This window comes from Roseibium limicola (genome assembly GCF_017313085.1).
Classification (GTDB): domain Bacteria; phylum Pseudomonadota; class Alphaproteobacteria; order Rhizobiales; family Stappiaceae; genus Roseibium; species Roseibium limicola.
Map to the genome: position 1 here is coordinate 231,846 of NZ_JAFLNF010000003.1, position 24,663 is coordinate 256,508.

25 protein-coding genes are annotated in these 24,663 nt (G+C 58.8%); 6 read left to right on the top strand and 19 right to left on the bottom strand.

Annotated elements, in window-relative coordinates; all coding sequences use genetic code 11:
- Window positions 1–17 precede the first annotated feature (17 nt).
- Genes J0X15_RS08300 through J0X15_RS08320 form a run of 5 tightly spaced genes read right to left on the bottom strand, consistent with a single transcriptional unit; the run spans window position 18 to window position 3,818 of the window.
- The gene (locus J0X15_RS08300; RefSeq protein ID WP_206939634.1) at window positions 18–1,178 is read right to left on the bottom strand and encodes a sensor histidine kinase; all 1,161 of its coding nucleotides are present in this window, start codon (window positions 1,176–1,178) and stop codon (window positions 18–20) included.
- 5 nt (window positions 1,179–1,183) lie between these two features.
- Window positions 1,184–2,179: an ATP-binding SpoIIE family protein phosphatase gene (locus J0X15_RS08305; protein WP_206939635.1), complete on the bottom strand. Its 996-nt coding sequence runs from the start codon at window positions 2,177–2,179 to the stop codon at window positions 1,184–1,186.
- Window positions 2,176–2,595, bottom strand: coding sequence for an ATP-binding protein (locus tag J0X15_RS08310; RefSeq protein WP_331461896.1), 420 nt, complete (start codon window positions 2,593–2,595; stop codon window positions 2,176–2,178). Before J0X15_RS08310 ends, J0X15_RS08305 begins: the two co-directional genes overlap by 4 nt.
- The gene (locus J0X15_RS08315) at window positions 2,588–2,941 is read right to left on the bottom strand and encodes an STAS domain-containing protein (protein WP_206939637.1); all 354 of its coding nucleotides are present in this window, start codon (window positions 2,939–2,941) and stop codon (window positions 2,588–2,590) included. The genes J0X15_RS08310 and J0X15_RS08315 overlap by 8 nt, the downstream gene beginning before the upstream one ends.
- A gap of 1 nt (window position 2,942) precedes the next feature.
- Window positions 2,943–3,818 carry an STAS domain-containing protein gene (locus J0X15_RS08320; RefSeq protein WP_206939638.1) on the bottom strand — a complete coding sequence of 292 codons (876 nt, stop codon included), beginning with the start codon at window positions 3,816–3,818 and terminating at the stop codon, window positions 2,943–2,945.
- A gap of 350 nt (window positions 3,819–4,168) precedes the next feature.
- On the opposite strand from J0X15_RS08320, the gene J0X15_RS08325 reads away from it, so the two are divergent.
- Window positions 4,169–5,128 (top strand): phosphoribosylaminoimidazolesuccinocarboxamide synthase, encoded by a 960-nt coding sequence (locus tag J0X15_RS08325; protein WP_206939639.1) that lies wholly within the window; start codon window positions 4,169–4,171, stop codon window positions 5,126–5,128.
- A 208-nt stretch (window positions 5,129–5,336) separates the two neighbouring features.
- Window positions 5,337–6,851, top strand: a complete 1,515-nt coding sequence (locus J0X15_RS08330) for a D-alanyl-D-alanine carboxypeptidase (RefSeq protein WP_206939640.1) — start codon at window positions 5,337–5,339, stop codon at window positions 6,849–6,851.
- A gap of 13 nt (window positions 6,852–6,864) precedes the next feature.
- Here the strand turns inward: J0X15_RS08330 and J0X15_RS08335 are convergent, their stop codons facing one another.
- Window positions 6,865–7,782, bottom strand: coding sequence for a hypothetical protein (locus J0X15_RS08335; protein WP_209015185.1), 918 nt, complete (start codon window positions 7,780–7,782; stop codon window positions 6,865–6,867).
- Window positions 7,783–8,241: 459 nt separating this feature from the next.
- On the opposite strand from J0X15_RS08335, the gene J0X15_RS08340 reads away from it, so the two are divergent.
- Window positions 8,242–9,477 carry a DUF2336 domain-containing protein gene (locus tag J0X15_RS08340; RefSeq protein WP_206939642.1) on the top strand — a complete coding sequence of 412 codons (1,236 nt, stop codon included), beginning with the start codon at window positions 8,242–8,244 and terminating at the stop codon, window positions 9,475–9,477.
- Window positions 9,478–9,498: 21 nt separating this feature from the next.
- Here the strand turns inward: J0X15_RS08340 and J0X15_RS08345 are convergent, their stop codons facing one another.
- From J0X15_RS08345 to J0X15_RS20345, 3 genes are all read right to left on the bottom strand, one after another.
- The gene (locus J0X15_RS08345) at window positions 9,499–9,912 is read right to left on the bottom strand and encodes a DUF1491 family protein (protein ID WP_206939643.1); all 414 of its coding nucleotides are present in this window, start codon (window positions 9,910–9,912) and stop codon (window positions 9,499–9,501) included.
- A gap of 98 nt (window positions 9,913–10,010) precedes the next feature.
- Complete coding sequence (locus J0X15_RS08350) at window positions 10,011–10,739, bottom strand: peptidoglycan-binding domain-containing protein (protein WP_209015186.1); 729 nt, start codon at window positions 10,737–10,739, stop codon at window positions 10,011–10,013.
- 168 nt (window positions 10,740–10,907) lie between these two features.
- The gene (locus tag J0X15_RS20345) at window positions 10,908–12,863 is read right to left on the bottom strand and encodes an ATP-binding protein (protein WP_206939647.1); all 1,956 of its coding nucleotides are present in this window, start codon (window positions 12,861–12,863) and stop codon (window positions 10,908–10,910) included.
- A gap of 419 nt (window positions 12,864–13,282) precedes the next feature.
- Here J0X15_RS20345 and J0X15_RS08360 point away from each other — a divergent pair, with 419 nt between their 5' ends.
- Complete coding sequence (locus J0X15_RS08360; protein WP_206939648.1) at window positions 13,283–13,900, top strand: DUF5330 domain-containing protein; 618 nt, start codon at window positions 13,283–13,285, stop codon at window positions 13,898–13,900.
- A gap of 262 nt (window positions 13,901–14,162) precedes the next feature.
- Window positions 14,163–14,594 carry a SufE family protein gene (locus J0X15_RS08365; protein ID WP_206939649.1) on the top strand — a complete coding sequence of 144 codons (432 nt, stop codon included), beginning with the start codon at window positions 14,163–14,165 and terminating at the stop codon, window positions 14,592–14,594.
- Between the two features lie 34 nt (window positions 14,595–14,628).
- On the opposite strand, the gene J0X15_RS08370 is transcribed toward J0X15_RS08365, so the two are convergent.
- The 10 genes from J0X15_RS08370 to J0X15_RS08415 form a co-directional block, all read right to left on the bottom strand.
- Window positions 14,629–15,537, bottom strand: coding sequence for a DUF6456 domain-containing protein (locus J0X15_RS08370; RefSeq protein ID WP_206939650.1), 909 nt, complete (start codon window positions 15,535–15,537; stop codon window positions 14,629–14,631).
- A 13-nt stretch (window positions 15,538–15,550) separates the two neighbouring features.
- Window positions 15,551–16,048, bottom strand: coding sequence for a helix-turn-helix domain-containing protein (locus J0X15_RS08375; protein ID WP_206939651.1), 498 nt, complete (start codon window positions 16,046–16,048; stop codon window positions 15,551–15,553).
- Between the two features lie 333 nt (window positions 16,049–16,381).
- Window positions 16,382–16,801 (bottom strand): MucR family transcriptional regulator, encoded by a 420-nt coding sequence (locus J0X15_RS08380; protein ID WP_206939652.1) that lies wholly within the window; start codon window positions 16,799–16,801, stop codon window positions 16,382–16,384.
- Window positions 16,802–17,224: 423 nt separating this feature from the next.
- On the bottom strand, window positions 17,225–17,587 hold the full coding sequence (gene mnhG, locus J0X15_RS08385; protein WP_206939654.1) for a monovalent cation/H(+) antiporter subunit G: 363 nt from the start codon (window positions 17,585–17,587) through the stop codon (window positions 17,225–17,227).
- Window positions 17,584–17,940, bottom strand: a complete 357-nt coding sequence (locus tag J0X15_RS08390) for a cation:proton antiporter (RefSeq protein WP_206939656.1) — start codon at window positions 17,938–17,940, stop codon at window positions 17,584–17,586. Before J0X15_RS08390 ends, mnhG begins: the two co-directional genes overlap by 4 nt.
- Window positions 17,937–18,413 (bottom strand): Na+/H+ antiporter subunit E, encoded by a 477-nt coding sequence (locus J0X15_RS08395; protein ID WP_206939658.1) that lies wholly within the window; start codon window positions 18,411–18,413, stop codon window positions 17,937–17,939. The genes J0X15_RS08390 and J0X15_RS08395 overlap by 4 nt, the downstream gene beginning before the upstream one ends.
- A 1-nt stretch (window position 18,414) precedes the next feature.
- The gene (locus tag J0X15_RS08400; RefSeq protein ID WP_206939660.1) at window positions 18,415–20,004 is read right to left on the bottom strand and encodes a Na+/H+ antiporter subunit D; all 1,590 of its coding nucleotides are present in this window, start codon (window positions 20,002–20,004) and stop codon (window positions 18,415–18,417) included.
- Between the two features lie 5 nt (window positions 20,005–20,009).
- Entirely contained in the window at window positions 20,010–20,387 is a 378-nt protein-coding gene (locus tag J0X15_RS08405; RefSeq protein WP_206939662.1) for a Na+/H+ antiporter subunit C, read from the bottom strand.
- Window positions 20,387–20,806: a Na+/H+ antiporter subunit B gene (locus tag J0X15_RS08410; protein ID WP_206939663.1), complete on the bottom strand. Its 420-nt coding sequence runs from the start codon at window positions 20,804–20,806 to the stop codon at window positions 20,387–20,389. Before J0X15_RS08410 ends, J0X15_RS08405 begins: the two co-directional genes overlap by 1 nt.
- Window positions 20,806–23,184 (bottom strand): putative monovalent cation/H+ antiporter subunit A, encoded by a 2,379-nt coding sequence (locus tag J0X15_RS08415; RefSeq protein WP_206939664.1) that lies wholly within the window; start codon window positions 23,182–23,184, stop codon window positions 20,806–20,808. The genes J0X15_RS08410 and J0X15_RS08415 overlap by 1 nt, the downstream gene beginning before the upstream one ends.
- Window positions 23,185–23,646: 462 nt before the next feature.
- Here J0X15_RS08415 and J0X15_RS08420 point away from each other — a divergent pair, with 462 nt between their 5' ends.
- Window positions 23,647–24,588: a GGDEF domain-containing protein gene (locus tag J0X15_RS08420; RefSeq protein WP_206939665.1), complete on the top strand. Its 942-nt coding sequence runs from the start codon at window positions 23,647–23,649 to the stop codon at window positions 24,586–24,588.
- The last annotated feature ends 75 nt before the right edge of the window (window positions 24,589–24,663 follow it).

Here is a 24,663-nt window from a genome sequence, read left to right on the forward strand (position 1 = left end):
GGTGAACCGGCTGCAGCTCAAGCGGTGCCATAATCGCTGGGGGAGAGGCTGATGTGGACGTGAAGGCCGGATTTGCCGTCGACGGTCAACATGCCGTTGTGGGTGAACGTCAACGTGCGGATCAGCTTCCAACCAAGAGAGTTGGAGCGTTCGGGGCGTTCTGCGTCGGCGGGAAGACCAACACCATTGTCGAAGACGACAAGTTCCAGTCCCTCGTGCCCCTTTGACGTCAGGCGGACGGTGATCACACCATCTTCGCGACCGACAAAGGCATGCTTGTAGGCGTTCGTAATCAACTCGCCGACGATCAGGCCGATGTCCACAGCCAAGCGGCCGTCCAGATCCGTCGGGACGCACTCGACGCGAATTTCCACCTGCCGGTCTTCGGTGTTGAAGGCCCGTTCAGCGTTGCGGGCAACTTCCTGAAGAAGTTCTGCAGCTGGCACCGTGCCGGCGGTCGCGGCGCGCTGCATCAGTTCATGCGCTTTGGTCAGAGACGCCACGCGGGTTTCCAGCTCGGCCAAGACCTGCTTGGTCTCATCGAGTGCTGCCTCGTTCTTGCTCATACGAATAAGCGCCACGATCAGCGACAGATTGTTACCGGTGCGATGATGCAGCTCTTTCATAAGCAGGTCGCGGTCAGCGATGCTTTCCATCAGCGCGCGGTTCTGCTCGCTCAGGGCGGCGGCGGGATCGGAGGCATTCAGCCCAGCAAGTGCATTGGTGGCCTCCGCCACCAACTCGGGGCTGCCGAGCAACGGCTCGGCGCCGAGAAACGCCGTCTCGATCCTGGTGCCTTCGCTGCCGGTTTCAATTGCAAATTGTTCTGCAATGCGCTGCACACCGCGCAGGCCAAGTCCCAGCCCGGGGCCAACGCCTCCGGTCAAAAAGGCGCCTTTTCTGTCGGACAGAGGCTCGCTGGCAATACCATGGCCCTGATCGACAACGGTAACCCCCAGCGCTTGCCTGCCCTGAACCTCAGTCAGCGAAAAGCTGGCGCGTCCTCGCTTGGCGTGTTCGATAGCATTGCGGCCCATCTCCACGACGGCGGTAACGGTGCGGGTCTTTTCAAAGGTGCCAAAGCGCAAAACACTGGTCAGCGCCGAAGTCACATCGCGCAAGCGCATGATGTCGGCGCTTTTCTCAAGCCGCACAGTTGTCAAACGAGCTGGTTTCATCGCAATCACTCGCCTTTTACCCGCGCGACAACGATGCTGGCATCGTCCCGACCGCGGAACATCCGATCAAGCAAGAACCCCGCAATCAGCAGCGGGCTGCGGTTCAGCAGCGCCGGGTTCAAGTCACCTTCGCGCAGAGTTGTCAGTCCGTCGCTGTGCATGATCAGCACATCGCCCACTTCAAGCTCGCGGGTTTCTTCAAAGCCCTTCACGGCGGGGCCGCCGATGCGACCATCGCGCACGGCAAAGCGCTTGATCCCCTGCGCACCGACAATCATCGTGGTGATGTTGCCGATACCGGCGTAAGATAAAACGCGCGCGTCCATATCCAGCCGGACCATGGCGACCACAGCGCCTCGATGACCGATCAGCTCTTCCGACAGCCGCGCAATGGTTTCAGAAGGGGCAGCGCAGCCATCCTGCGACAGGGCAATCAGCTCATCGGCTGCTTCTGCTGCCTTCGGTCCATGGCCCAATCCATCGCACAAGAGAACATCGACGAAAGGCGGCAAATGACGGATCATCCAGGCGTCGCCGCAGGTATTCTCCGTCGGGTAACAAACACGAAGTCCGTCGACCTCCAGTCCCAATCCTACCGGTAGATTGTTCATCACCTCGAAAGTGCAGACAATCGTCGTCCCGGCTTCGGCTGAAGAGAAAACATCGAAGCTGTCGGACAGACGTTGAATGGCGCCCAGTCCCAGCCCGGCGGATTCCGAGGTGCTCGTCCCATCCCGCATCATCATGTCGATGTTGGCAATGCCAGGGCCGTTATCCGTAAACACCAGCACAAGCTTCTCACTGACGGGCGTGCGAACTGCCTCGATAAGCACCCGGCCACTGCCGGCATAGCGTACAATGTTCGTCGTTGCCTCGGTCACGACGATGGCCAATTCCTCGACGCGAGCTTCAGAGAGCCCGAGGGCTGAAGCGTGCCGGCGCGACAGTCGACGCACGGCCGCAATGGCACTCCGGTCGTCTACCTCGATCCATCGCTTCATAGTTTAATGCCCATTTTAATAGTTGTTCCCCCGTCCGCTGAGGAAATGATCTCGAACACATCAGCCAGCCGTTTCGCACCGCCCAATCCCCGGCCCAGGCCACCTGCCGTGGTAAAACCATCTGTCAACGCTTGGGGAATGTCGGCAATGCCGCGCCCCTTGTCGCTGGACACAGTCATCAGATACCCCGCCGCCGGATCGAGATAGACGGAAAATTCTCCGCCACCACCGTGAACAATCACGTTGCGTGCAATCTCGCTGACAGCGGTTGAAAATCTGGTAACTCGAATGTTGGAAACGCCCCTATCCCTCAATTCGCGTGCAACCGATTGGCGTGCTTGCACCACATCTCGGCTGACATGCAACGGGAAACGCGCGAGAGGCGTAAAACGTTCCTGAGTTTTTAGGTCAGTCACTTCGCAACTGCGACAGGGCATGAGACAGGCTAAGAGCTGTCTGGGCCTCAGGAAGATACATACCAAGTTCAACCAGCGTCATGGCGACAGCGGGGCGCATGCCGACGACATAGGTTTTGGCGTCCAGCAACTTGGAAATTCCGGCCAGTTGGGCAATCACACGACCGACAAAAGTATCCACGATCTCCAGGGCACTGATGTCGATGATCACACCGGCAACATTGTCCTGGGCAATGCGACGAGACAGGGAATCCTGAAGTTCCAGGATCTCTGTGTCGTTAACATCGTCCTGGATGGATACCAGCAGGGCATTTTCGACGAGGTGGATGGACGCGATTCCCGACACCTCAGTTACCCTTGATCTTGGTAATTTCGTAGCCCATCTTTTTCAGTGCGTCGTCCAGCGCACTGCGAATGCTTGAGCGTGTCGAGACAGTGCCGACATCAATGCCAAGCTGAACCATGGTCTGGGCGATCATCGGGCTGATACCGGAAATGATGCATTCCGCCCCCATCAGGCGAACTGCTGCAGCGGTGCGCAGCAGGTGCTGAGCAACCTGAGTATCGACTGTGCCGACGCCGGTGATATCGACAATCACCACGCGCGCCTGTCGCTGCATGATGGTCTCCAGCAGGTTCTCCATGACTTCCTGGGCGCGGGCGCTGTCCAGGGTGCCGATCAGCGGCAGTGTCAGAACGCGGTCCCAGAGCTCAACCACCGGGGTCGAAAGCTCCATCATTTCGAGACGCTGGCGCTCAATGATCTGCTCACGCTCGTTAATAAACACCTCGTTGGTGTAGATTCCGAAAGCATCAACCAGTCGCGAAATCATCAGCACTTCGCCGATCAGCCCTTCCGGATTATCAGCCAATTCCTTCTTCAGCCGCTCAAACATCGGCGCTTTCAAGGCCAGAACGAAGGTGGCCATTTCCGTCGGCGTAACGCCGCGCTTCACCCGTTCCTTGGTGATATCACTCAGCGTGGCGCGCAGGTCTTCCCAGGCGGTATCCTTCAGATCAAATTCTGAATCGACGACACCGGCGCGCACCCCCTTGGCGAAACTACGCAAAAGCTCGACGTTCTGTGCGCGGTTTTCTGAATCGGAGAACAAATCGGAGCGCTTCACGCCTTCTTCGATTTGGGACCCCACCCATTCTTCAACAATCGAGTTAAAATCTACTTCGAGGATTCTCAGGATGGTCGCTGTATCGGTCTGGGGCATATCAAACTCTTCATTGATGTTGCCGGATACAAAGACACCGCCGAAACAACTTGTCAATTATGCAAATCACAGGCGAACGTCAGCACTCATATAACTTTTGGAAATCATGTTTGCAGCGTTATTTATACATCTTTGGAAACTTCAAGGTTTCACCCAGCCAGCTGCGCCCGAGGACTTGCCACTGACTGCCGACGCCTGCGTAAAGGCTTTGCATCATTTCATCTGCGGTGAAGGCCAGTGATAGTCGTTGGCCGACCTTTTCCCCGACTTCCCAAGACTGTAGCTGCCGCTTATAAGACTGCAAAGATGGCTCAAGTGCCAACCCCCGCGACCATTCCCAGAAGGCCCAGATGACCGACCTGACCCGCGTTCTTGATCATGCCCGCATTGCGGAGCTTCCAGCCCCCTATTATGGCAAGGTCCGGGACTGCTATGATCTGCCGGATGATCGGCGGATTCTGATTTCATCCGACAGGATTTCCGCCTTCGACCGCATTCTTGCGGCGATTCCGTTCAAGGGCCAGGTACTGACGCAGACCGCGCGCTACTGGTTTGAGAAGACCGCAGATATCTGCCCCAACCACGTGCTGGACTATCCAGACCCGAATGTGGTGATCGGACGCAAGCTGACCATCCTGCCGGTGGAAATCGTTGTGCGCGGCTATCTGGCCGGGTCCACTTCCACCTCTATCCTGACGCGCTACAAAAAAGGCGAGCGGGAGATGTATGGCCATACGTTTCCGGACGGCCTGCGTGACAATCAGGCGCTGCCTGCCGCCATCATCACCCCGACCTCCAAGGCCTTTGACGGTGGCCATGACGAACCGCTGACGGCAGTAGAAATCATCGAGCAGAAGCTGCTGACAGCGGAACAATGGGAGCGGATTTCCGATATCGCCCAGAAGCTGTTCGCCAGAGGACAGAAGATCGCGACCGAGCGCGGGCTGATCCTCGTCGATACCAAGTATGAGTTTGGCGTCGACGCGACCGGCGAAATCATTCTGGCAGACGAAATCCACACGCCGGACAGTTCGCGCTTCTGGCTGGTGGATGGCTATCAGGCGGCGCTGGACAACGGCACACGTCCACCGTCCTTCGACAAGGACATCATTCGCGCCTGGGTCGATGCGCGTTGTGACCCTTACAAGGATCCGATCCCGGTCATTCCAGCGGAGATGATCGCGGCAACCGCGGACGTCTACATCAAGGCCTTTGAGGCTATTACCGGACAAAGCTTCGAGCCGAACTTGGAGGGCGACACGCCGCTGGCCCGCGTTCGGGCCAATCTGGCATCCTATTTCCCCGAATAACCGGGGGTAGTCCGCCGCCACTGGCCGGTCTTCTCGCTAAGGACAGGCTTGTGGCGGAGGGCTTGAATTGCGCGTGACTTGCGAAGAAATTCGGGCGGAAAAATCCGCTTCACCATCTTCCTGCCATCTGCCTGCGTTTTTATCCCGAACGTCCATTTCCGCCGGCATACAGACCGGCTTTTCTCACCCTGTTCGAGTGCCGTACCCGATGGTCTTCGCCCTTTCCGTCCAACACCCTGCCCTGCTCCTGTGTTTCCCCCACACGCTGATCACAAACTCCGCCAAGATACTTGGGGCCGTGCTTGCCATGGCTCTGGCACTGAGCGTGGGCGCGACCACCGCGTCTGCCGGCGAAGCACGTCTCCTGATGGACTTGCAGAGCGGTCAGGTGCTGGAGGCCGAGAATGCGGATGTGCAGAACTATCCGGCCTCGCTGACCAAGATGATGACGCTCTACCTGACCTTCGAGGCCTTGAAGAAGGGTGAGCTCGCCTGGGACAGCCGGGTGCCGATCAGCAAACTGGCGGCCCTGACACCACCTTACAAGTTCGCCTTGCCGGAAGGCGCGACGTTCACCGTGCGCGAAGCGGTGGAAGGGATGATCGTCATCTCCGCCAATGATGCGGCGCAGTCGATGTGCGACTATTTCGGCACAAAGCGCGGCAGCGGCTGCGGCGCCGTGATGACGAAAAAGGCCCATGCCCTGGGGATGAGCCGAACCACCTTCATCAACGGCTCCGGCCTGCATGACCCCCGGCAGTTCACAACAGCGCGCGACATGGCCACGCTGGGTATGGCGCTGATCCGCGACTTTCCCGATCAGTACCACCTGTTTTCCCTGCGTGCCTTCACCTTTCGCAACATGAAGCTGCGCGGTCACAACTCGCTCATGTACCGCTATGAGGGGATGGATGGCCTTAAAACCGGCTTCACCGATCCCTCCGGCTACAATCTTGTCTCTTCTGCCAAGCGCGACGGGCGGCGGCTGGTTGGCGTGGTGCTCGGTGCCAAAAATGGTGCTGACAGGGCCTCCAAGATGGAAGCCATGATGGACGCTGGTTTCGCCGGCGCCAGCCGTTCCAAGGCGTTGATGGCCCTGGCGCCCGACAACAAGCAGACGCTTCAGGCCGCAAATCGGGCGGCAGAGAATGGCGGCAAGGACGCTGCTGCCATTCTGTCCGGGTCAATTGCCAGTCCTTCCGGATCGGCAGACCCTGCGCAATCGGCCTCCCTGTGGGCAACCACCAAGTCTGCCCTGTTTCGCCCGCTGAAAGCGCCGGAAGATCCTGCACAAGGGACCAACGCCAGCCCTCCGGAGCCGTTTCAAGACGATCTGGCAGGCTCCGCGCATGTCGCCAAAACGTTGAGCAAGCTTCTGCCGCGCGCCAAACCCCTGTCGGCGGTCGCGAAGAAGGCAGCGACTGCGGCACCACGAGCCTCGCGGATCAAGACCGCCAATGCGGTCAGCCGGTCTGCTTGGGAAGTTCAGGTTGCGGCCGTCGACCGCCCGGAGGCTGCCTCTACACTGCTGTCGCAAGCCAAGGACGTCCTGGGCGCAAAATTTGCGCAGATCATGCCCTTCACCCAGACTATCAGCCGAGGCTCGATGACGCTGATCCGGGCGCGGCTCACCGGCTTCGATACGAAAGCATCGGCAGAGGCGGCCTGCAAGCTGCTTCAGGCCAAAGAGAAAAGCTGCTTCGTGGTGGGCAGCAAGGCTTAAAGGCGTCGCCAGCTCACTTGACGAGCGGGGGACGCTCGGTGCCCCAGTTGGAGTAGATCCGCGAGCGGCGAATCTTGTCGTCATCGACGCTGACCCGAGTGATACCTTCGTTGCAATTGGTCTCCGCCAGCCGCACCTCGCCCTCCAGTGTCCGCACGGCGGAATTGGCTTTCCACAGGCGGTCCTGTGACGGCGTTTCGACTTCCAGCGCCTCAATCGCCCGCTGATAGGCCGCGATGCGGAAGCGCAGCGCCTGACCGACCCAGCCGATCAGCGCACGGTTTTCCCAGACACGCGCCTTGGCGCCCTCATAAACTTCCTCGGTGACGACCTGCTTGGTGGCGAGCACGCGCAAGCGCTCGCTGTCGGTCGCCATGACGCGCTTGGCAACGATGCAGTAGGGCGGCACCAGCTCGGCGTCGCCATTGGCATCGGCGGCGATCCGGTCATAGCGGGCATCGGAAGATTGGAACTGGTCGGTGCGCAGGAACTGGTAATAGAGATCCGGCGGGATGCGGCCTTCCACCTCGGGCAAGACCCGGGTGCGGGACAGCTCTGCGATCGTTCCACCGATCCAATCATTTGCATGAGGGGGCCGGATCAGGCCCCAACTAAGGTCACGCAGCAGCTTTTCGTCGTTGGTGAAATTGAACTTGGAGACAGGATCACCACGCAATCGGGCATTTTGCTCGCCCAGAAGCGGCATCGCCTTGTCGTGGACAAAGCTCGGCTTGGCACGCCCGAAGTCACCGCTGGGCCGGGCGCAGCCGCTGACCAGAAGCGCCAGAGCAAGGATCGTCATGGGCCACGCGAGACGTGATCGGCTGATACGCGGCGTGGAGACCGACTGTGTCAAACGGGATCCGGCATTGAGTCTGGCAAGTGACCTCGCCTGCTTCGATCCGCGTTTGATGCTGTAATTGCTGCCCATCGGCCTCACTCTTGGCGGACCGGGGTATTGCGGGCTGTTCAGAGACCGGATTGCCGCATCGCGGTCAACTTGGTCCTTGAAGGCCTTGTCCGGCTCCTAGCCCGATGGTTCCGATTCGCAACGACAGTTCAAGTGCCGCACGTTCATATCGTACACCGGGAAAAAAGATAATCTCGGCAGAGCGTGTCGAAATTCCGGCACGCTCGCCATGCCGCTGTGGACGAACCCGAGACGTTGGTCTTTGCGCGTTGGAGAAATCAAGCAATGTGCCCATCGTCTCCTCCTTCTCATGGTTTTCAGCCTCTTTGCAGGCCGGAAATGTCAATGGGGGGACGCAATACTTTTCCACGATCATTAGGAAACGGTCAGGGTTAACAGCACGCTAACGCTTTTGGTCTAAATTGAAGGATAGAACGCTGTTGTTCGCTCTTTTGTTTGTACCGCGTATCGTTGAGAGCCATGTTCCGAACCAGTTCTCCGCCTGCCATTCACCCGCCCTCTGGTTCCCGGAGCCCGCTCGAGGTCACAGAACCGTCCGAGCTGCTGAAATCGGCGACCGAACTCTTTGCTGCCCGTGCAAATCATACGCAGCACGAAGTCACCATCTTCCGAGAGCTGGCGATGAACCTCCTGCCGCAAACGCCTGTCGAGGTGCGCAGGACCATGGCCAAACGGCTGATGTCGCACCCAACGGCACCACGGGATGTCTTGCTGGCCCTGGCTGGCGATACGGACACCGCAGTCTCCTTTCCGCTGCTGCGCAACATGGACCATATTCCGACGCAGATCCTGGTTGAGCAGGCCGAAAGAGGACCTGACAGCTTGCGCCGGACCATCGCCGAGCGACATGAACTGGCGCCTGATGTCATTGATACCCTCATGCGCCACTCCGGGACTGGGGTCATCGAGATCCTGCTGCTGCGCTCCGACCTGCGGCTGACGGAATCCCAAATAGATACGCTGCTCAAGCGGCCCGACGGCAAAAGCGGCTTCGGCCAGCTGATGCGCAACCGCGCGCCGTTAAGCGATAGTCAGCTGATGGGACACTTTCTCCATTTGTCGGCACCGGAGCGAAACCAGGCGCTGGCTGCAGCAGAACTGCTGACTCTGACGGAAATGGCCCGCAAAGGCCTGACACGACCGATCCGCCCGGTGTTCAAATCGTCTGTTCTGACCATCTTGCGCGAGTGCGCCATGGCGCCGGGGCCGGAGCTGTTCACCGCCGAACTTTGCTACGCCCTGCGCCTTCCTCGGCCTTTCGTCCAGCGCATCATCTCTGCCGATGATGGACAAACGCTCGCAATCGGCTTGAAGGCTATCGGCTTTGAGGTGGAAGACGCTTCGCGCATTCTCGTGCGCATGTTGGGGGATCGGATGCCTCTGAGCGAAATCAAGGGCCTCCTGCGACTCTATGCAAGGGTCAGCCATGGTGCCGCCATGACATTGGTCGACCGTTGGATCGGCGTCGAAGCCCCCGACAAAAACCTTCATCGCAAGGGCATCGCCGAAGCTGCGGTCGAAGAAGCCATGTCAGCAGCGACGACGATTGCCGAAACCAGACCGGCAAGAGTGGCAAGCCCCTATCAGGAGACCTCTCGCCCTGCGGCCCGCCAGGCCGGATCATCGGAGCGCGACGGTAAAGAGCATCCCTGGAAAGAAATCGCAGAGATCGAGAATCTGCTCAAGTTCGGTTGAAGCGGTTATCGTTGCCCGATTTCAGAACTTGAAATAGCTGTTGGGGTCGTCTTCGGGCGGCCCCTTTTGCGTTTCGTCGGATGCGTCGTCAGGCCCTTCCCCCGCAACCAGGGGCAAGTCGACCAGGCCATCCCGCGCCTCAATTTCAACGGCCCAGAAATCCGGATCCATCCGCGCTTCACTGGCAAGGCGGGCGGCGATTTCCTCCGGCTTCACCAGGCTCAGGACCTTTTCAAACAATCGGCCATCGGGGGCCTCTTCAAACCAAGATTGCGGAGCAGGACCGTAGAAATCACTGGTGCCATCCAGACGATCGACAATGATGAAAATCGCGCCGGCCTCTAAAGCGCCCCGCCGCTTCAAAGCAGCGAAGCCGCCGGCTCCCATGACCCGTCGGATCAGCGCAGAGATGAAAAAATCGGATGTGATACGCATGGATCCAGCCAGTTCCCGGACAGACGCTAACGGTCGGTTAAAAAGCACTGAAAGGTCAGCGCCAGTTGCGACCGGTGTACTTGCTGAAGGTCACTTGGTCAGTTGACCTTCTTGCCGCTGACGAGCTCAAGACGGGCAACGACGGCGTCGGACGGGTCGCCGGTCAACGGCAACCCCCGGTCCAGCTCAAACCTGCGAATGGCCGTGGAGGTATTTTCGCCCATCACACCGTCCGCCACAAGGGGACCATACCCAAGGTCAGACAGAAGTGCCTGGATCTGGGACAACCGGCGTTGCGCCGGGCTCATGACGACAGCGGGTGGCGTGGGAATGCTGGCGGTGATTTCCGGTTCGGGCGGAGAACGCAGCACCGGTGCACTTCCCGCAGAAGTATCACGCACCGCCGGACCCGGTTTCGGTCGCGGAATTGGGGCCTGCGGTTCATCCGGAATTGGTCCCTGTAGGGCAATCATCGCCAGAAGCGCTTCGCTGGGTTCTCCCGTCTCCATTATTCCCTGCAAACGCTGGAAGTGGCGGATAGACCGTTCGGTTGCCGGCCCCTCGATGCCATCGAGCGGCCCTTCATACAGGCCAATGCGGCGGAGATCTTTCTGCAGATCCAGTACCAGAGCCGAAACCACAGGAGCTTCCACCGAGCGCCATCCGTCAGGATCTGACGCGGGCTGCTCGACGGCCCGGTCTCGGGTAGAAAACAAGGGCGCAGGGTGGCGATCCGTCTGGAATCCGACGGCGTTCGCAACAATCAAGCATCCTGTCAGCACCATGACGACCGTGCCGCCAGCCGCAACCGGATTGTCACGTGCCATGCTTCCCGCACGGGTGGATACCCCGGCAGAGTGAGCCTTTGAATTCTCTTCCTGTTTTTGCCGCCGTCGCGCCATTGCCGTCCTGTTTTACTCCGCTGCAGCGCCCCTATGAAGTGCGGGGCTATCGCTGATTATTCAACATCTTATTGCGTGTCCAGGCCAGCCGGATCAAGCCGTCTTGGACAATAACTGCTTCTGACTTTTTTGCACGTCGGATCCGCCGGATCCATCCGTCTTTAAGGAACGCTCCGTCAGACCGCGTGACTGAGCCACGGCGCGTGCAGCGAGCGCACTCATAGGCTTTGTCTGGGACAGGTTGGCAGCCGTCCCCCGTGCCTGCATCTGAGCGGGATCCATCGCGGCCAGCGCTTCTGCGACGGCCGGAGTGATCTGGCCGGCGCCCTGCTCGGAGCGCTGCGTCGGTGCCCCCAGCGGCAGACGAACGCGGGCTGTCGTCCCCTGGTTTTTCTGGCTTTCCAGCTCCAAAGCCCCGCCATGCAACGCGCACAACCCCTTGGCAATGGAGAGACCCAGTCCGGCTCCTGGAATTGTCAGCTTGCTGCCATCAGAAGAAGACGCCGCGGTCTGTTGGGCGCACCGGACGAAAGGTTCGCCAATACGGGCGAGATCATCAACGCTGATACCGCAGCCGTTATCCCGCACTTCGAGCAGCACATCACGGTCTTCGACCTTCGACGTCAATGTGACGCGGCCCCCAGGGTTGGAAAACTTAATGGCATTGCCAAGCAGATTGATCAGAACCTGGCGCAGAGCCTGCGCATCGGCAGCCACCACCGGGTAATTCGCACGCGGTGCCAGATAAAGCGTCAGATCACGCTCCATTGCCAACGGCTGCAACATGGCGATGCAATCCTCAGCCAGGGATCTGAGGTCGACGGGCTCAATGGTCAGACGACGGGTTCCGTTTTCGAGAACCGAGCTGTCCAGCATATCTTCTACCACCTGCAACAGGTGACGCCCGGAGCGGTTGATCAAGTCGGCATAAGACTGCTGCCGCATGGCATCCAGGCCCGGAGCCGGTTTGCGCAAAAGATCCGAGAAACCGATAATGGCGTTGAGGGGCGTGCGCATTTCATGCGCCGCAGTCGAGATGAACCTTGCCTTGTCCTGTGTTGCCGCACCGGCCTGCGCATAGGCAGCTTCCAGCTTTTGGGCCATCTCCTGACTGGCGCTGTCATCACGCAAACTGACGAACACCGCCGGCTCAGCATATGGGGTGGCTTCCATTTCCCGCAGGAACTGCAAACGGAATGGCATGTAATCCGCCCGCCCAGCCTGGCCAGGTGTCGTCGCCCCACGACGCAGGCGCACCGTCAGCTCACGGGTGCCCTTGCCTTCCCGCGCATCCGCAAGGGCGCTCAGGTATCCCGGTCGATCACTAACGAGAACACGGTCAAACAACCAGTCACCGCGAATCTGATGCCGGGCAAGACCAAGAAGCTCCGGCAAGGACCCGGAGACAATCTCGGCGGACCCGTCTTGACGCAGCCGACAGGTCACATCGCGCGACAGCTGACTGATCTGGCGGACTTTCTGCTCACCAGCCGCAGCCCGATCGGCCTGACGCGATTGGGCAAGGCTAAGGCGCAGGGCCAGAACCATCATGTAAAGGGTGGCACCGGCGCCGATCAAAACCGTACCCAGCGTTTCATAGCCATGCGGCAAGCCATGAACCAGCCAAGCCGGAGCTGCAGGCAGCAGCGCAAGGGTGGCCAGCATTGCAGCACAGAGCCCCGCAGCCGACCAGATGATACGGCGCGAGCCCGAGAGGGCGGCCTCCATCGGCACGACCGCCAGCCAAACGAGGGCAAACGACGTCAGCCCACCACTCATCCAGGCAATCACGGTCAGGAAAAGCGCAAAGGCTGTGGAGGACGCTCCATAGGCGCGGGGTAAGTCACCCGTCTGACTGAGATAGAGCGCAATCGGCAAATGGCTGAGAAGCCAGGCGCAGCCGACTACCACTGCCAGATTCGGCGGGGTCGAAAGCGCCAGATGCAGCGGAAGCAGGAAAAGTGCAGCCGCACCGGCAGAAAAACATCCTGCAAGGAAAAGACGATGGCGCGGAGCCTCCGTCGTGTCTGTCTGGGCACTGGGGTGCACACGAGTATCCAGATGGCTCAACCAGGCCCGCGAAAGGCGGGAAACGGCGGCTGGCACTGCAGGAACAGGGTGCGACAAGGATCTACGCAAGCTACTCTACCCGGGCCTGAACAAGGCCCTGAACTCCAAGGATTTGAGGCTATTGTCGCCGTCAGCACTTAAGGAACGATAAAGGATAAAATTTTCCTGCTATTTTTCCATTAGTTTCATAGATTTCAATGACTTGGTCCAAATTCGATAAAAATTTAGTCAAAACTGCGTAAAACTTGGCTCAAATACCTGTTTCATTTGATGAAAATTGCTCCAAGCAGGTCAACGCGGCTTTGGGATGTGATTGCTAGGGTGGCCTCAATCAAAAAGGAATGCGGCCCGACAAGAGGCACACATCCAGACTGAAGTTGAATTTAGAGGGCGGCACCATGTTCTTTCTTTTGAGAACGGCATTTTGGCTTACGATCGTACTGGCGTTGATCCCCTTGGGGGCTCCGCAGACACCTGATGCACCGGAAACACCGGGCGTCGATCCGGTTTCCGCATTCTTTGCGGCCCAGGAAACTGTCTCTGACATTGGCGGTTTCTGTTCGCGAAACCCCAATGCCTGTGAGACTGGCGGCCACGCCATGACCGCGATCGGCACACAAGCTGTTGCCGGCGCAGGCATCGTGTTTGCCTATCTCGACCGCACCTTCTTCGACGGAGCCGACCGCTCCGCCACTCCTGCAACGCTTCCGGAGGCACCCGCCACCTTGCCTGCTCCTGAGCTTGCCGATGCGTCCGGCGGCGCTCCTGGCATCCTCAAGGCACTGGGTGAGACCTTTGTCACCGGATCACTGCCTTCTTCCCCGGCTGCCGCAGCCAAACAGGCAGGCACTCTGACCCGTCAGGACCTTGCTCTCCCTTGGGATGGCAAAGTCGATGACCGGGCCCAGACGCGCCCCACACAGGCTGCGCAGCGGGCTCCAATTGGGCTCCCTAAGCCCAATCCTCGCGCCGGCATGTCCGGTCGTGGTGCCGGCTCTCAAGCAGGCAATGCCTGAACTGAGAGACGGCTGTTTGCGCCCCCGCTTGATGCGGCTCCCTGGTCTTCTGACCAGCTGCCGTTGACAACGGAAAACCTTGAGCGGATTTTGTGCCGCTACGCCGTAGATGGAAAGCTGCCCTTCCCATCTACGGCGTTTTTTATTTTTCAGCCGTTTCTCCGCCAAAGACACCAAAACATCGGCCCTGGCCATTTGCATCCCCGGCTCTCGGGGCTATATCACGGGCGAGACGAACTTCGACGATCGAGCACAGGCCGCCATGACACATTCCCTGGACGACATTCTTGAGAGCTTTGAATTCCTCGATGACTGGGAAGACCGCTACAAGTATCTGATCGACCTTGGTCGGGAGCTGCCGCCCCTGAGCGATGACGAGAAGACCGAGGTCAACAAGGTTCGTGGCTGTGTTTCCCAGGTATGGCTTGTAAGCGACGTCAGCGAAGGCTCGGACAATGTACCCGTCCTCACCTATCGCGGCGACAGCGACGCGCTGATCGTTCAGGGGCTGGTGGCCATCGTCCTGGCGACATACTCCGGCAAATCGGCACGCGAAATCCTGGAAACCGACATTGAGGCGATCTTTGCCAAGATCGGCTTGCAAGAGCACCTCACTCCGCAACGCTCCAATGGCCTGAAATCCATGGTTGGCCGGATCCGCACGGACGCCAACGCCGTTTTGAAAGCCGCCTGAACACGCCTGCCGCAAATAACAGGACGCCTTTGCTTTAACCGCGCCAGATACGCAGCCGGGTTTCTGCCTTGCCTTGCGCCGTCAAGCCATAGGCATCCGCGAGGCACGACAAGGCAATCTGCAAGACGATTTTCGCCGAACGCGCGGGCCAGCCTCGCTCCGCCTCGACGGTTTCCAAACCCTTCAGCGAGCAACAGATATCCACCACCAGTTTTGAGAGCACCGGCGGCAATTGCTCAAGGACCCGCTCGGTCCTGTTGCGCGCCGCAATCACCTGATCCGTGAGATCTGCCGAATTGCCTCGGCCACCTCCACCACCGCTGATGCGCTCCATGCGCCAACCGCCAGCGTATTGCGACATCAAGCCACCGAACTCGTAGTCGGATCGCAGTTTTTCGCCGGCGACGACTTGATGTTCCTGCAGCAGCGGTTGGCCTTTGCGGTCACGGCGGCGGGCCAGCCATGCCAGCGGGCTCTCCGCCAGATTGAGCGTCGGCAATTGCCCCCCGTCTGCTTCTGCTGCAGGCCTAGGCCCTGCCAGGTCCTGAGAGGCTGCACCGGTTGATGCCGCTTGCATGATCCTGGTCGTTGGGCCAGCCCCTTCCCCGCCGCTCAATGCACGGCGCAGCGCTTGCTTGCCAATGGAACTCAGACACAGGCTTCTCAGACTGCAAGCAGCACTGTTGCCCAAAGCCTCTTGCTTGGCTCCTCTTTTTGCGACCAAAAAGCCAGCTGCCAGCAAGGCGTCAACCAGAGCCGCATCCAGGGGTGCGCCAGAGGGACTTCCCTCCCGTGCCAGCAGCCACTTCGGGTCACCTGCATGCCGATCTACCTGAATGATATGCCGCCCCTTGACCGCCAGACGGCGCAACAGAGGTGCGCTCTGCGCTGCGAGACTTGAATGGGCGCTTGAAGCTCCTGAACTTGCTTGATCTGTTTGCATCTTTACGCACTCCTCAATTCGAATTGGCAGGATTTGCAGTGGTCGGCTTGGGCAAGGGCGTCACAAGCACGATCTCAGGTGCGCGTTGCCCTTGCAGAAACGGATCGCGGCGCAGCGAGATCAGCTCTTCTATGTGATTGACGAGACCATCAAAGAACGGATCCTCGCGCCGATCTTCCACCTCACGGCAGGCATAGGAGGCGGTGGAGCGGTCTCTTTTGTAACGTTCAGCCACCTGAGCGATGGTCAGGCCGATTTCAACGTGAGCGAGATACATCACCAGCTGACGGGCTTCCGCCACATCCGCCCGGCCACGCGTCGCAAGATAGATCTCTGCTGGTTCGATCATATAAGCGCGGGCAACATACCCTTCCAGCAGGTGGAGATGCGCCTTGCGCTGAACGTCAAAGCGACGCTCCCGCAGTCGCGCCTCCGGCAACGATTTCGGGAGGGAAGCAAACGGCGGCTCGGTGCTGAGACACACGACGGGAGCGTGACGGTATGCATTCATGACAATCCTCCAACACGGATGCGACGGTAGGCTTATTTTCCTATATTTTATCAATCAATCGTAGGTTGGGGATAAGTTTTACAATATCCTTAAATTGCAAATCCGCAATTTTACCCGCGCCTAACCAAGTCCACACAAGGCACTGAAATTATGAATGGATTGAGGATGCGTGAAAAACCCAGCGCAAAACACGACTGCGCGCTCCGCGTGCATGCGAGGGAAAAGCAAAAAAGCCGCCCCTCTCAGGACGGCTTCTTAAAACATGACATATGTGCCTGACCGGCACCCTGTTTTTCATCTGCCCACGGGCAGTGCAACAGAGGCGTTTCCGGTTTAGCGGGCGGCGCGCTTGCGCTGCTGGCCGAGGCCCATCTTCTTGGCAAGCTCGGACCGCGCTGCGGCGTAGTTCGGAGCAACCATCGGGTAGTCCGGACCAAGGTCCCACTTCTCGCGGTACTCTTCCGGCGTCATGTCGTAATGCGTGCGCAGGTGGCGCTTCAGCGACTTGAACTTCTTGCCGTCTTCCAGACAGATGATGTAGTCCGGCATGACCGACTTCTTGATCGGCACTGCTGGCTTCAGCGGCTCCGGCTCAGGCTCGATCGAAGCATTGGCGGTGTGCTGCAGAGCGCCGTAAACTTCGTTGATCAGACCAGACAGTTCAGTTGCCGCAACAGTATTGTTGCTGACATAAGCAGAAACAATATCCGCAGTGAGATCAATAAGTGTCGTGTCCACCGGGTTGTCTGTCATCTTCCACCTGTTTTGTCTCAATGTCAGGAATTTTATTCCTAAACGCCTGGCAAGCTGCTTAAATCGCTAGAGGCCGCAAATAACGGATACTTCCAACGGGCAATGATCAAAATGATTCTACTTGGCCGGCAACGATTTCGCCCTTATATCCGGGCTCAAGGAGACCGACAACCCCTCAGCACTAATAATTACTGCAAATTACCAAATATCATCTTGTTAACCTGAAATAATGCAGCCATTAACGAACTCATTCCGTGCAATAATGACGTTACGAAAAAGAGGATTGGTACCGGGTTCACCTGAGATCCTCAACAACCTCTAGTTTTCGGACCCCAGACTCACGTAAACGTCAACTAAACGCGTTCTACTCAGCGGCACCAAAGGTTGCTGCGCAGCATGCGCGCACTGACCGCGCGTTCTGCGTCAGGTTCGTCCCTTTGTAGTTTCTTCCGGACGATAGACCTTCTGCAGTTCATCCACCTTCGTCTCCGCACAAGGCCGATAGCCGGCAATGTACGCGGCTCGCGCCAGAAGATGCGCGGAAATAGGCGCAGTCAGCAAAAAGAACACCACGCCAGCCAGAGCGCGGGTCACCACGTCCAGCTCGTGGGCGTAGACCGCCAACGCGAGCAAGGCCAAGCCCGACCCCAACGTTCCGGCCTTTGAGGCCGCATGCATGCGCATGTAAACGTCATTCAGGCGCAAAAGCCCAATCGATCCAACCAGGGCAAACAGCGCCCCCAGCACCAGCATCAACCCTACAATGATGTCAAATACTCCGTTCATTGCCCGGCCTTTCTGCGCGCGATGCTTTCATCGACTTCCTTGAGGATGGTCTTGTCACCGGCCAGGCCGCGGTTGAGTACGAAGCGGGCGAAAGCGACCGTCGCCAGAAAGCCGACCAGCCCGAGCGTCAGGGCAATGTCGAGATAAAGATAGTAATCCGTCAGGACGCCAATAGCGCCAATAAAGCCGATGCCAACCGCAACCAGCATGTCGAGGGCGATCACCCGATCCGGCAAAGTCGGTCCCTTGACGATACGAACCACGATCAGAAGGAACGAAACCGTCAGGATTACCAATGCGGCATGGGTGCAGATATCGAGGAACTGGCTTGCAAAGAGATCGAAGGATTTCATCGGAACACCTCCAGGATCTTGCGTTCAAAGCCGCTTTTGATGTCATTGATCGTACGTTCCGGATCAGGAACGTCGAGGCAATGGACATAGAGCGTCTTGCGGTCCTCTGACACATCCACCGACAGAGTGCCGGGCGTCAAGGTAATGAGATTGGCCAGGATGGTGATTTCAAAGTCGCGATCAACCGTCAGCGGATAAGCGATGATGCCCGGATGCAGATCGATCTTCGGGCGGATGACAATCAGCGCCACACGGGTGGCGGAAAGCACCAGCTCATACAAGAACAGAAACATCAGGCCGAAAGCCTGGCCTGCCTTCTTGAAATACTGTGCCGTACCCGCCTGCTCCCGGATCAGATAGAGCGTGAAGGTCGACAGGATGAAGCCGAAGGCCAGGTTCACCTCGGAGAAACTGCCTGTGACGGCGCCCCAGGAGAGCGCCATCAGTATGTTGATGAGAAAGAGCGCTGTCATGTCAGTGTTCTCCGAAAACCGAGCGGACATAGGCGGACGGGTCGATCACCCCTTCCGCGCCACGCTGAACAAGCTGCACCATGGCATCGGGCTGAAGTCCAATGTAGATGACCAGCCCGGTCAGCAGCAGCAAGGGGAGCCATAATGCCGGCGAGGTTACTTCAGGAGCCGGAGCCAGCCGAACCGTTGTCGCGCCATCCGGTGTTCCTTCCGCGCCGCCGCGCCAGAAGGCAAAGATCCAGACCCGACCGACGGCCAATGTACTCAGGAAGCCCGAGAAGAGAATGGCGAAGGCCAGCCAGCCTCTCCCGTCCACCAGTGAGGCCTCGACCAGCATCATCTTGGGCCAGAACCCCGAGAACGGGGGAAGGCCGGAGACGGCGAAGGCCAGCACCAGAAACAGGCCACCAAAGTAAGGGTTCAGGCCATACAAGGCCCCGAGCTGGCGCAATTGATAGGAGCCACCCATCAGCTTCATGATACCGGCCGCCATATACAGCGCTGTCATGACGATGATGGAATGCACGGCGTAGAAGATCGACCCGGCGATGCCTTGAGTGCTTCCCACGGCAATGCCGGCCAGCATGGCGCCGATGCCGACGATCACCAGATATCCCAGTAGCCTGCGGACTTCCGCCTGCGCCAGAGCCCCCAGCCCACCGGTGATCATCGTGGCAATGGCGATCAGAGAAATCACATCGGCCATATAGTCGCGCGCACCGGGCAAGATCAGCACGAAAATGCGGATCAGCGCATAGACGCCGACCTTGGTCAGAAGACCGGCGAAGACCGCAGACACCACAATGTTGGGAGTGTGATAGGACGCGGGAAGCCAGAAGTTGACCGGAAAGGCTGCCGCTTTCATGGCGAAAGCCAACAGATAGATGCCGGCGATGGTCGCCAGTGGCCCGACGCTCCCTCCTGCGTCCATGGCTGCCACCTTCATGGCGATGTCCGCCATGTTGAGCGTGCCGAAGTTGCCATACAGCAAGCCGGTCGCGATCAAGAACAGGTTGGTACCGATCAGGTTGAGAATGCCGTATTTGACTGTACCGTCGAGCTGAGCGCGATCATTGCCGAGCACCAGCAGGCCATAGGAAGAGATCAGCAGAACCTCGAACCAGACATAGAGATTGAAGATATCACCTGTCAGGAAGGCGCCTGATACCCCGGTCAACAGCAACAACAAGAACGGGTAGAAGCCATAGCGACGCCCGGTTCCATCGACGGTGACCAGCCCATACAGGCCGGCACACCAGGCCACGATAGAGGCAATCAGCGACAGGGATGCCCCAAGCGCATCTGCAGTGAAAGCGATACCGAAGGGCGGCAGCCAGTTGCCCATGACCATGGTGATAACGCCGTGGTCGAGCACCCGCATCAGCAAGCCAACGTTGACGATCACCAACAGGCTCAGAAAGATCATCCCGATCTTCGGCTGTGCCGCGGTGTTCTTGCGCGCCATCAGTGCCAGTGTGCCGCCCAGAATGGTGACAAGGGTGGGCGCAATGACCAGCCAGTCGGCAGCCGAAACCGGCGCCGTGATCATCGCATGGGAGAGGTCGACAGAATGCTCTGAGGATCCAGCCATTTCGTTCAGTATCCTTGCGGCGGAAGCGGATCGTCTTCGGGTTCGGCGACGCGCATTTCATTGGCGTCATCGGTCCCCAGTTCCTGGTAGGCGCGGAAAGCCAGCACCAGGAGGAAGGCGAAGAAGGAAAAGGAAATCACGATGGCTGTCAGCACCAATGCCTGCGGCAGCGGGTTGGCCGTCGCTTCCACAAGTGTGTAGAGGTGCTCGGGAATCAGCGGCGGCACCTGGCGGGTCAGACGTCCAGCTGTGAAAATCAGCAGATTGACAGCATTGCCCAGAATGGCGATGCCCAGCAAAATGCGCACCAGCTGACGCGACAGCATGAGATAGACCGAGACGGCGAAGAACAACCCGATCAGAACGGAGAGGCCAGTTTCCATCAGTCGCTCTCCCTTTCTTCCAGAGCCAGCGCAATGGAGGAAATGGCCCCGACGACGACGAAGTAGACGCCAAGGTCAAAAAGCATTGGCGTCATCAGGTCGATTTCCGTGCCGAAGGCATGCAGCGTGATGAATTGCGTTGTCATGAAAGTCTGCTTGAAAAACAGCGACGGCAGGCCTGCCAGCGTGGCGATCAGCAGACCGAAGGCTGCCAGGCTCATCGGGTGAACCCTGATCGCTCGACGCACCGAGGTCACACCACAGGCGATGCCGTAGATGGCCAGGGCAGACGCGGCGATCAGACCGCCGATGAAGCCACCACCGGGCTCGTTGTGTCCCCGCAGAAGCACAAAGATCGAGAACAGGATCATCAAAGCCGTCAGATAGGGCGCGATGGTGCGGAAAATGATCGTACGCATCACTTCACCTCCATGGGCTTGGCCAGAGCTTCCTCACCTGCGCCCTCATCCTGGGCAGAGGTGGTTTTGGTCTTGACCCGGATCAACGCCAGGACACAGAGGCCGGTGAGAACCACCACCGCAATCTCACCGAGCGTATCCACCCCACGGAAATCAACGATGATCACGTTGACGATGTTGCGGCCGTGGGCAATGACGCGGGCATATTGAGCGAAGAAGTCGGACAGACTGGTGTCGAACGGCTGCTGGGTGATGGACATCAGCGTCAGCATGACGCCCAGCCCCACGGCGACAGCAATGATGCCTGAGACCACCGAGGCGCCGAAGGGGCGGTGATCTGCAGGCGCCAGATCCAGACGGGTCATGACCAGAGCCAGAATGACCACGGACAAGGTTTCCACCATGAACTGGGTAAAGGAGAGATCCGGCGCACCGAACAGCATGAAGATCAGCGCGACTGCAAAGCCCTGAATGCCGAGAGATACGATAGCTGTCAGCCGGTTGGCTGCCGCCAGAATGGCACCCAGACCAACCACGGCGATCAGCAGAATCCCCCATTCAAAGAAGCGAAACTCGGGGAAATCCGGCCAGTTTGGCAGGCCATCGGCCAGAAACAGCGGCACAAGAAGAGCGATCGCGGTCATCGCAAAGACCATGGTCATGTAGGTTTGCATCCAGCCGACCTGAACCGAGCGGGTGACCCATGTGGCCAGGCCGACGAGGCCCTTGATAGCCTGATCGAACCCCTTGTCCGGCCCCCAGCCGATGGCGGCCAATACCTGGATCATCAGGGCACGCACCGTATCGATCTTCAGATAGAGCACGATGCCCAAGGCCACGGTGACCAGCGACAGAAGCAACGGCATACCGACATGCGCCGGGATCAGATGCAGATCGACCTCAGGCTGATGCCCCATCAGCGAAGCCAGCATCGGACCGATGAACAGCTCGCCGGTGGTGTGAGCGAAAAGCGCCGCCGCAAGCCCCGTCAAAGCCAGGGCGACGGGTCCGGCAAACAGCAGAATGGGGCCTTCATGCGCGTGTTTCGGCGTGTCGACTTTCTGCCCGATGAAGGGCTTGAGTGCGACAGCTGCCGCAACGGCAAACATCAGACCGTTGCCGACAACGGCCACCGCTGTGACCAGGAGGCCCGCCCCGACACCCAACGTGCCTTCATACAATATTTCCTTGGCAATGAAGCCGATGAAGGGCGGCAGACCGCCCATGGACAGCGCCGCCATTGCAGCGGCCGCAAAGGTGACAGGCATCGCCCCGCGCAAACCGCCCAGCTTGGTGATGTCGCGTGTACCGGCCTCATGATCCACCGTGCCGGCAACCATAAACAGCGCCCCCTTGAAGAGCGAATGCGCCAGCAGGTAAAGCACGGCGCCTTCCAGCGCCTTCTCGCTGCTTGTGCCAGTGAGCATGACCAGAAGCCCGAGAGAGGCCACGGTCGTGTAGGCCAGCATCAACTTCATGTCGGTCTGGCGCATGGCCAGCAATGTGCCGATCAACAATGTCACGCCACCAAACAGCGGCAAGACCGTCATCCACAATGTCGTATCGCCCATGACCGGATGCATACGCATCAACAGATAGACACCCGCCTTCACCATTGTCGCCGAATGCAGGAAGGCCGAGACCGGTGTCGGAGCCTCCATGGCGTTGGGCAACCAGAAATGGAACGGGAACTGTGCTGACTTGGTGAACGCACCACCGAGGATCAGCAGGAAGATCGGCAGATAATAGTCACCGCCGCGAATGGCTTCCGGATCAGCCAGAAGTTCGGTCAGGGACATATGCCCGGTCACGCCGATGATCAACAGAACGCCGGCCAAAAGCGCCAACCCTCCGCCACCGGTGACCACCAGAGCCTGTAGTGCCGCGCGACGGGATGCTGCCCGCAGATGATCGAAGCCAATCAGCAGGAACGAGGTGATGGACGTCAGTTCCCAGTAGATGAACAGGGTGATCAGATTGTCGGAGAGCACGACCCCAAGCATGGCGCCCATGAACAGGAACAGGAACGAGAAAAACCGCCCCTGCTGGGCATGCCCTTTCAGATAGCCACCCGCATACAGAATGATGAACGTTCCGATGCCCGAGATCAGCAGCGTGAACAGCAGCGAAAGGCCGTCGATGAAGAACGAGAAGTTGACGCCATAGGTCGGCACCCACTGCCAGGCGGCACCATAGGTTTCGCCATGAGAGACGTCGCCGACAAAGCCGGTGAAATGGAGGAATATCAGCGCTGGGACCAAAGCCAGCACCCAGGCCGCATTGTGTTTGAGGGCCTTGGTCAGAACAGGCGCAATGGCAGCCGCAGCAAAGGGCGCCAGAATGGCCAGAATGGTGGTGTCGGTCGCTACTGGCGTCATACGTGCTCGATCACTTCACGGGACTGGAAGCGTGGCTAGGGCGATCCGGAGCGAATCACTGCACCACAAAAGGTTTCATCAGAAGACTTTTTGAAGCTTCTGAATGCCATAGAAGAGTTATGAAACGGTTGCCAAAGGATTTCTCCCCTCAGGCCTAGTCGTTCCAACCCTCTCAATGTCCCAGTACCGCATAGCTCCCCCCCTCATTCAAATAACCCATTCCTCGCTGCAGACGATCTATTTTGCACTGCCGCATAAATTTTCATTTCAACGCAGATTAGCGCATTGCGCCCAAAGTCCAACCCAAACCTTATTCTCCCCCTGTTAGATATGCCAATAGCCTCGCAATTCCAGAGGGCTAGCGCGTTTTCGTTACTTTATTGAAAGACTTTTCACGCTCAAATTCACCCTACGTCCCGTTTTGGGAAGTCTTCTTTCGACCCTTGCATCCGAAGGTAGCCAATGGCCGTTGAGCTCTCTAAAACCGACGTAGACTACAAGGCTCTGACCGAGTGCTGTTCCGATGTGGTGATGCAAATCGGCCCTGACAATGAGCTGATCTACGTTTCCCCAGCGGTGAGTGATGTTTTGGGGTGGAGCCCGAACGAAATCTCGCATCGGCACATGGACCTTCTCTACGAGGAAGACCGTGAGAGAGTGCTCTTGAGTGCCGCCGCGCTGCATTCAGGCCGGCGTCAAAGCAGCGTTTCACAATTCCGTGTCTACCGAAAAGATGGAAAGCTGATCTGGGTCGAGGGTGCCGCGCACAAGCTGACCACGACAGGCGGCGGCGCCAATGGGCTGGTTCTTTCCATGCGGGACATATCTGTGCGCATGGATCTGCAGGAAGAGCTCAAGTCCCTGACACGCACCGATGGCCTGACGGGCCTCGCCAATCGGCGCACGTTCAATGAACTTCTGGAAAAGGAATGGGCGATTGCCCGGCGTGAGAAGACGCCACTCAGTCTGCTTTTTGTCAATCTCGACCGGTTTCGCTTCTTCAATGACCACTGCGGAAATCAGGTTGGCGATGATTGCCTACGCGATGTGGCCGGCGTTCTGGTTGCCACCGCCCGACGCCCCGCCGATCTGGTCTGCCGATATGGTGGTGATCAATTGGCCTTGGTCCTGCCTCGAACCCATGCCGACGGCGTCAGGACCATCGGCGAATATATCCGTATTGCCGTTGAAGACCTCCAGATCCCTAATCAAGGCAATACAGAGCACGGCAAAATCCTGACCTTGTCCGTCGGCGCGGCCACCGCGCTGCACCAGGACGGTGCGCCCTACGTGTCATGGGACATCCTTGTGGCGACGGCCTCCCAGGCGCTTGCCAAGGCAAAAAGCACGGGGCGCAATCGGGTAGATTTCTCTCCGCTCGTCATCAAGCCCGCACAATTGTGAGTCTTCCAAGCATTCACACCAGTGATATCGCGTTCAAGCAGACGTCAGCCGCCAGAGTCCACCTGCCCGTCTTTC

Coding starts and splice junctions, on each gene's coding strand:
- J0X15_RS08300 (WP_206939634.1), bottom strand. CDS start 1,178: ATGAAACCAGCTCGTTTGACAACTGTGCGGCTTGAGAAAAGCGCCGAC.
- J0X15_RS08305 (WP_206939635.1), bottom strand. CDS start 2,179: ATGAAGCGATGGATCGAGGTAGACGACCGGAGTGCCATTGCGGCCGTG.
- J0X15_RS08320 (WP_206939638.1), bottom strand. CDS start 3,818: ATGCCCCAGACCGATACAGCGACCATCCTGAGAATCCTCGAAGTAGAT.
- J0X15_RS08325 (WP_206939639.1), top strand. CDS start 4,169: ATGACCGACCTGACCCGCGTTCTTGATCATGCCCGCATTGCGGAGCTT.
- J0X15_RS08330 (WP_206939640.1), top strand. CDS start 5,337: ATGGTCTTCGCCCTTTCCGTCCAACACCCTGCCCTGCTCCTGTGTTTC.
- J0X15_RS08335 (WP_209015185.1), bottom strand. CDS start 7,782: ATGGGCAGCAATTACAGCATCAAACGCGGATCGAAGCAGGCGAGGTCA.
- J0X15_RS08340 (WP_206939642.1), top strand. CDS start 8,242: ATGTTCCGAACCAGTTCTCCGCCTGCCATTCACCCGCCCTCTGGTTCC.
- J0X15_RS08345 (WP_206939643.1), bottom strand. CDS start 9,912: ATGCGTATCACATCCGATTTTTTCATCTCTGCGCTGATCCGACGGGTC.
- J0X15_RS08350 (WP_209015186.1), bottom strand. CDS start 10,739: ATGGCACGTGACAATCCGGTTGCGGCTGGCGGCACGGTCGTCATGGTG.
- J0X15_RS08360 (WP_206939648.1), top strand. CDS start 13,283: ATGTTCTTTCTTTTGAGAACGGCATTTTGGCTTACGATCGTACTGGCG.
- J0X15_RS08365 (WP_206939649.1), top strand. CDS start 14,163: ATGACACATTCCCTGGACGACATTCTTGAGAGCTTTGAATTCCTCGAT.
- J0X15_RS08370 (WP_206939650.1), bottom strand. CDS start 15,537: ATGCAAACAGATCAAGCAAGTTCAGGAGCTTCAAGCGCCCATTCAAGT.
- J0X15_RS08375 (WP_206939651.1), bottom strand. CDS start 16,048: ATGAATGCATACCGTCACGCTCCCGTCGTGTGTCTCAGCACCGAGCCG.
- J0X15_RS08380 (WP_206939652.1), bottom strand. CDS start 16,801: ATGACAGACAACCCGGTGGACACGACACTTATTGATCTCACTGCGGAT.
- mnhG (WP_206939654.1), bottom strand. CDS start 17,587: ATGAACGGAGTATTTGACATCATTGTAGGGTTGATGCTGGTGCTGGGG.
- J0X15_RS08390 (WP_206939656.1), bottom strand. CDS start 17,940: ATGAAATCCTTCGATCTCTTTGCAAGCCAGTTCCTCGATATCTGCACC.
- J0X15_RS08395 (WP_206939658.1), bottom strand. CDS start 18,413: ATGACAGCGCTCTTTCTCATCAACATACTGATGGCGCTCTCCTGGGGC.
- J0X15_RS08400 (WP_206939660.1), bottom strand. CDS start 20,004: ATGGCTGGATCCTCAGAGCATTCTGTCGACCTCTCCCATGCGATGATC.
- J0X15_RS08405 (WP_206939662.1), bottom strand. CDS start 20,387: ATGGAAACTGGCCTCTCCGTTCTGATCGGGTTGTTCTTCGCCGTCTCG.
- J0X15_RS08410 (WP_206939663.1), bottom strand. CDS start 20,806: ATGCGTACGATCATTTTCCGCACCATCGCGCCCTATCTGACGGCTTTG.
- J0X15_RS08415 (WP_206939664.1), bottom strand. CDS start 23,184: ATGACGCCAGTAGCGACCGACACCACCATTCTGGCCATTCTGGCGCCC.
- J0X15_RS08420 (WP_206939665.1), top strand. CDS start 23,647: ATGGCCGTTGAGCTCTCTAAAACCGACGTAGACTACAAGGCTCTGACC.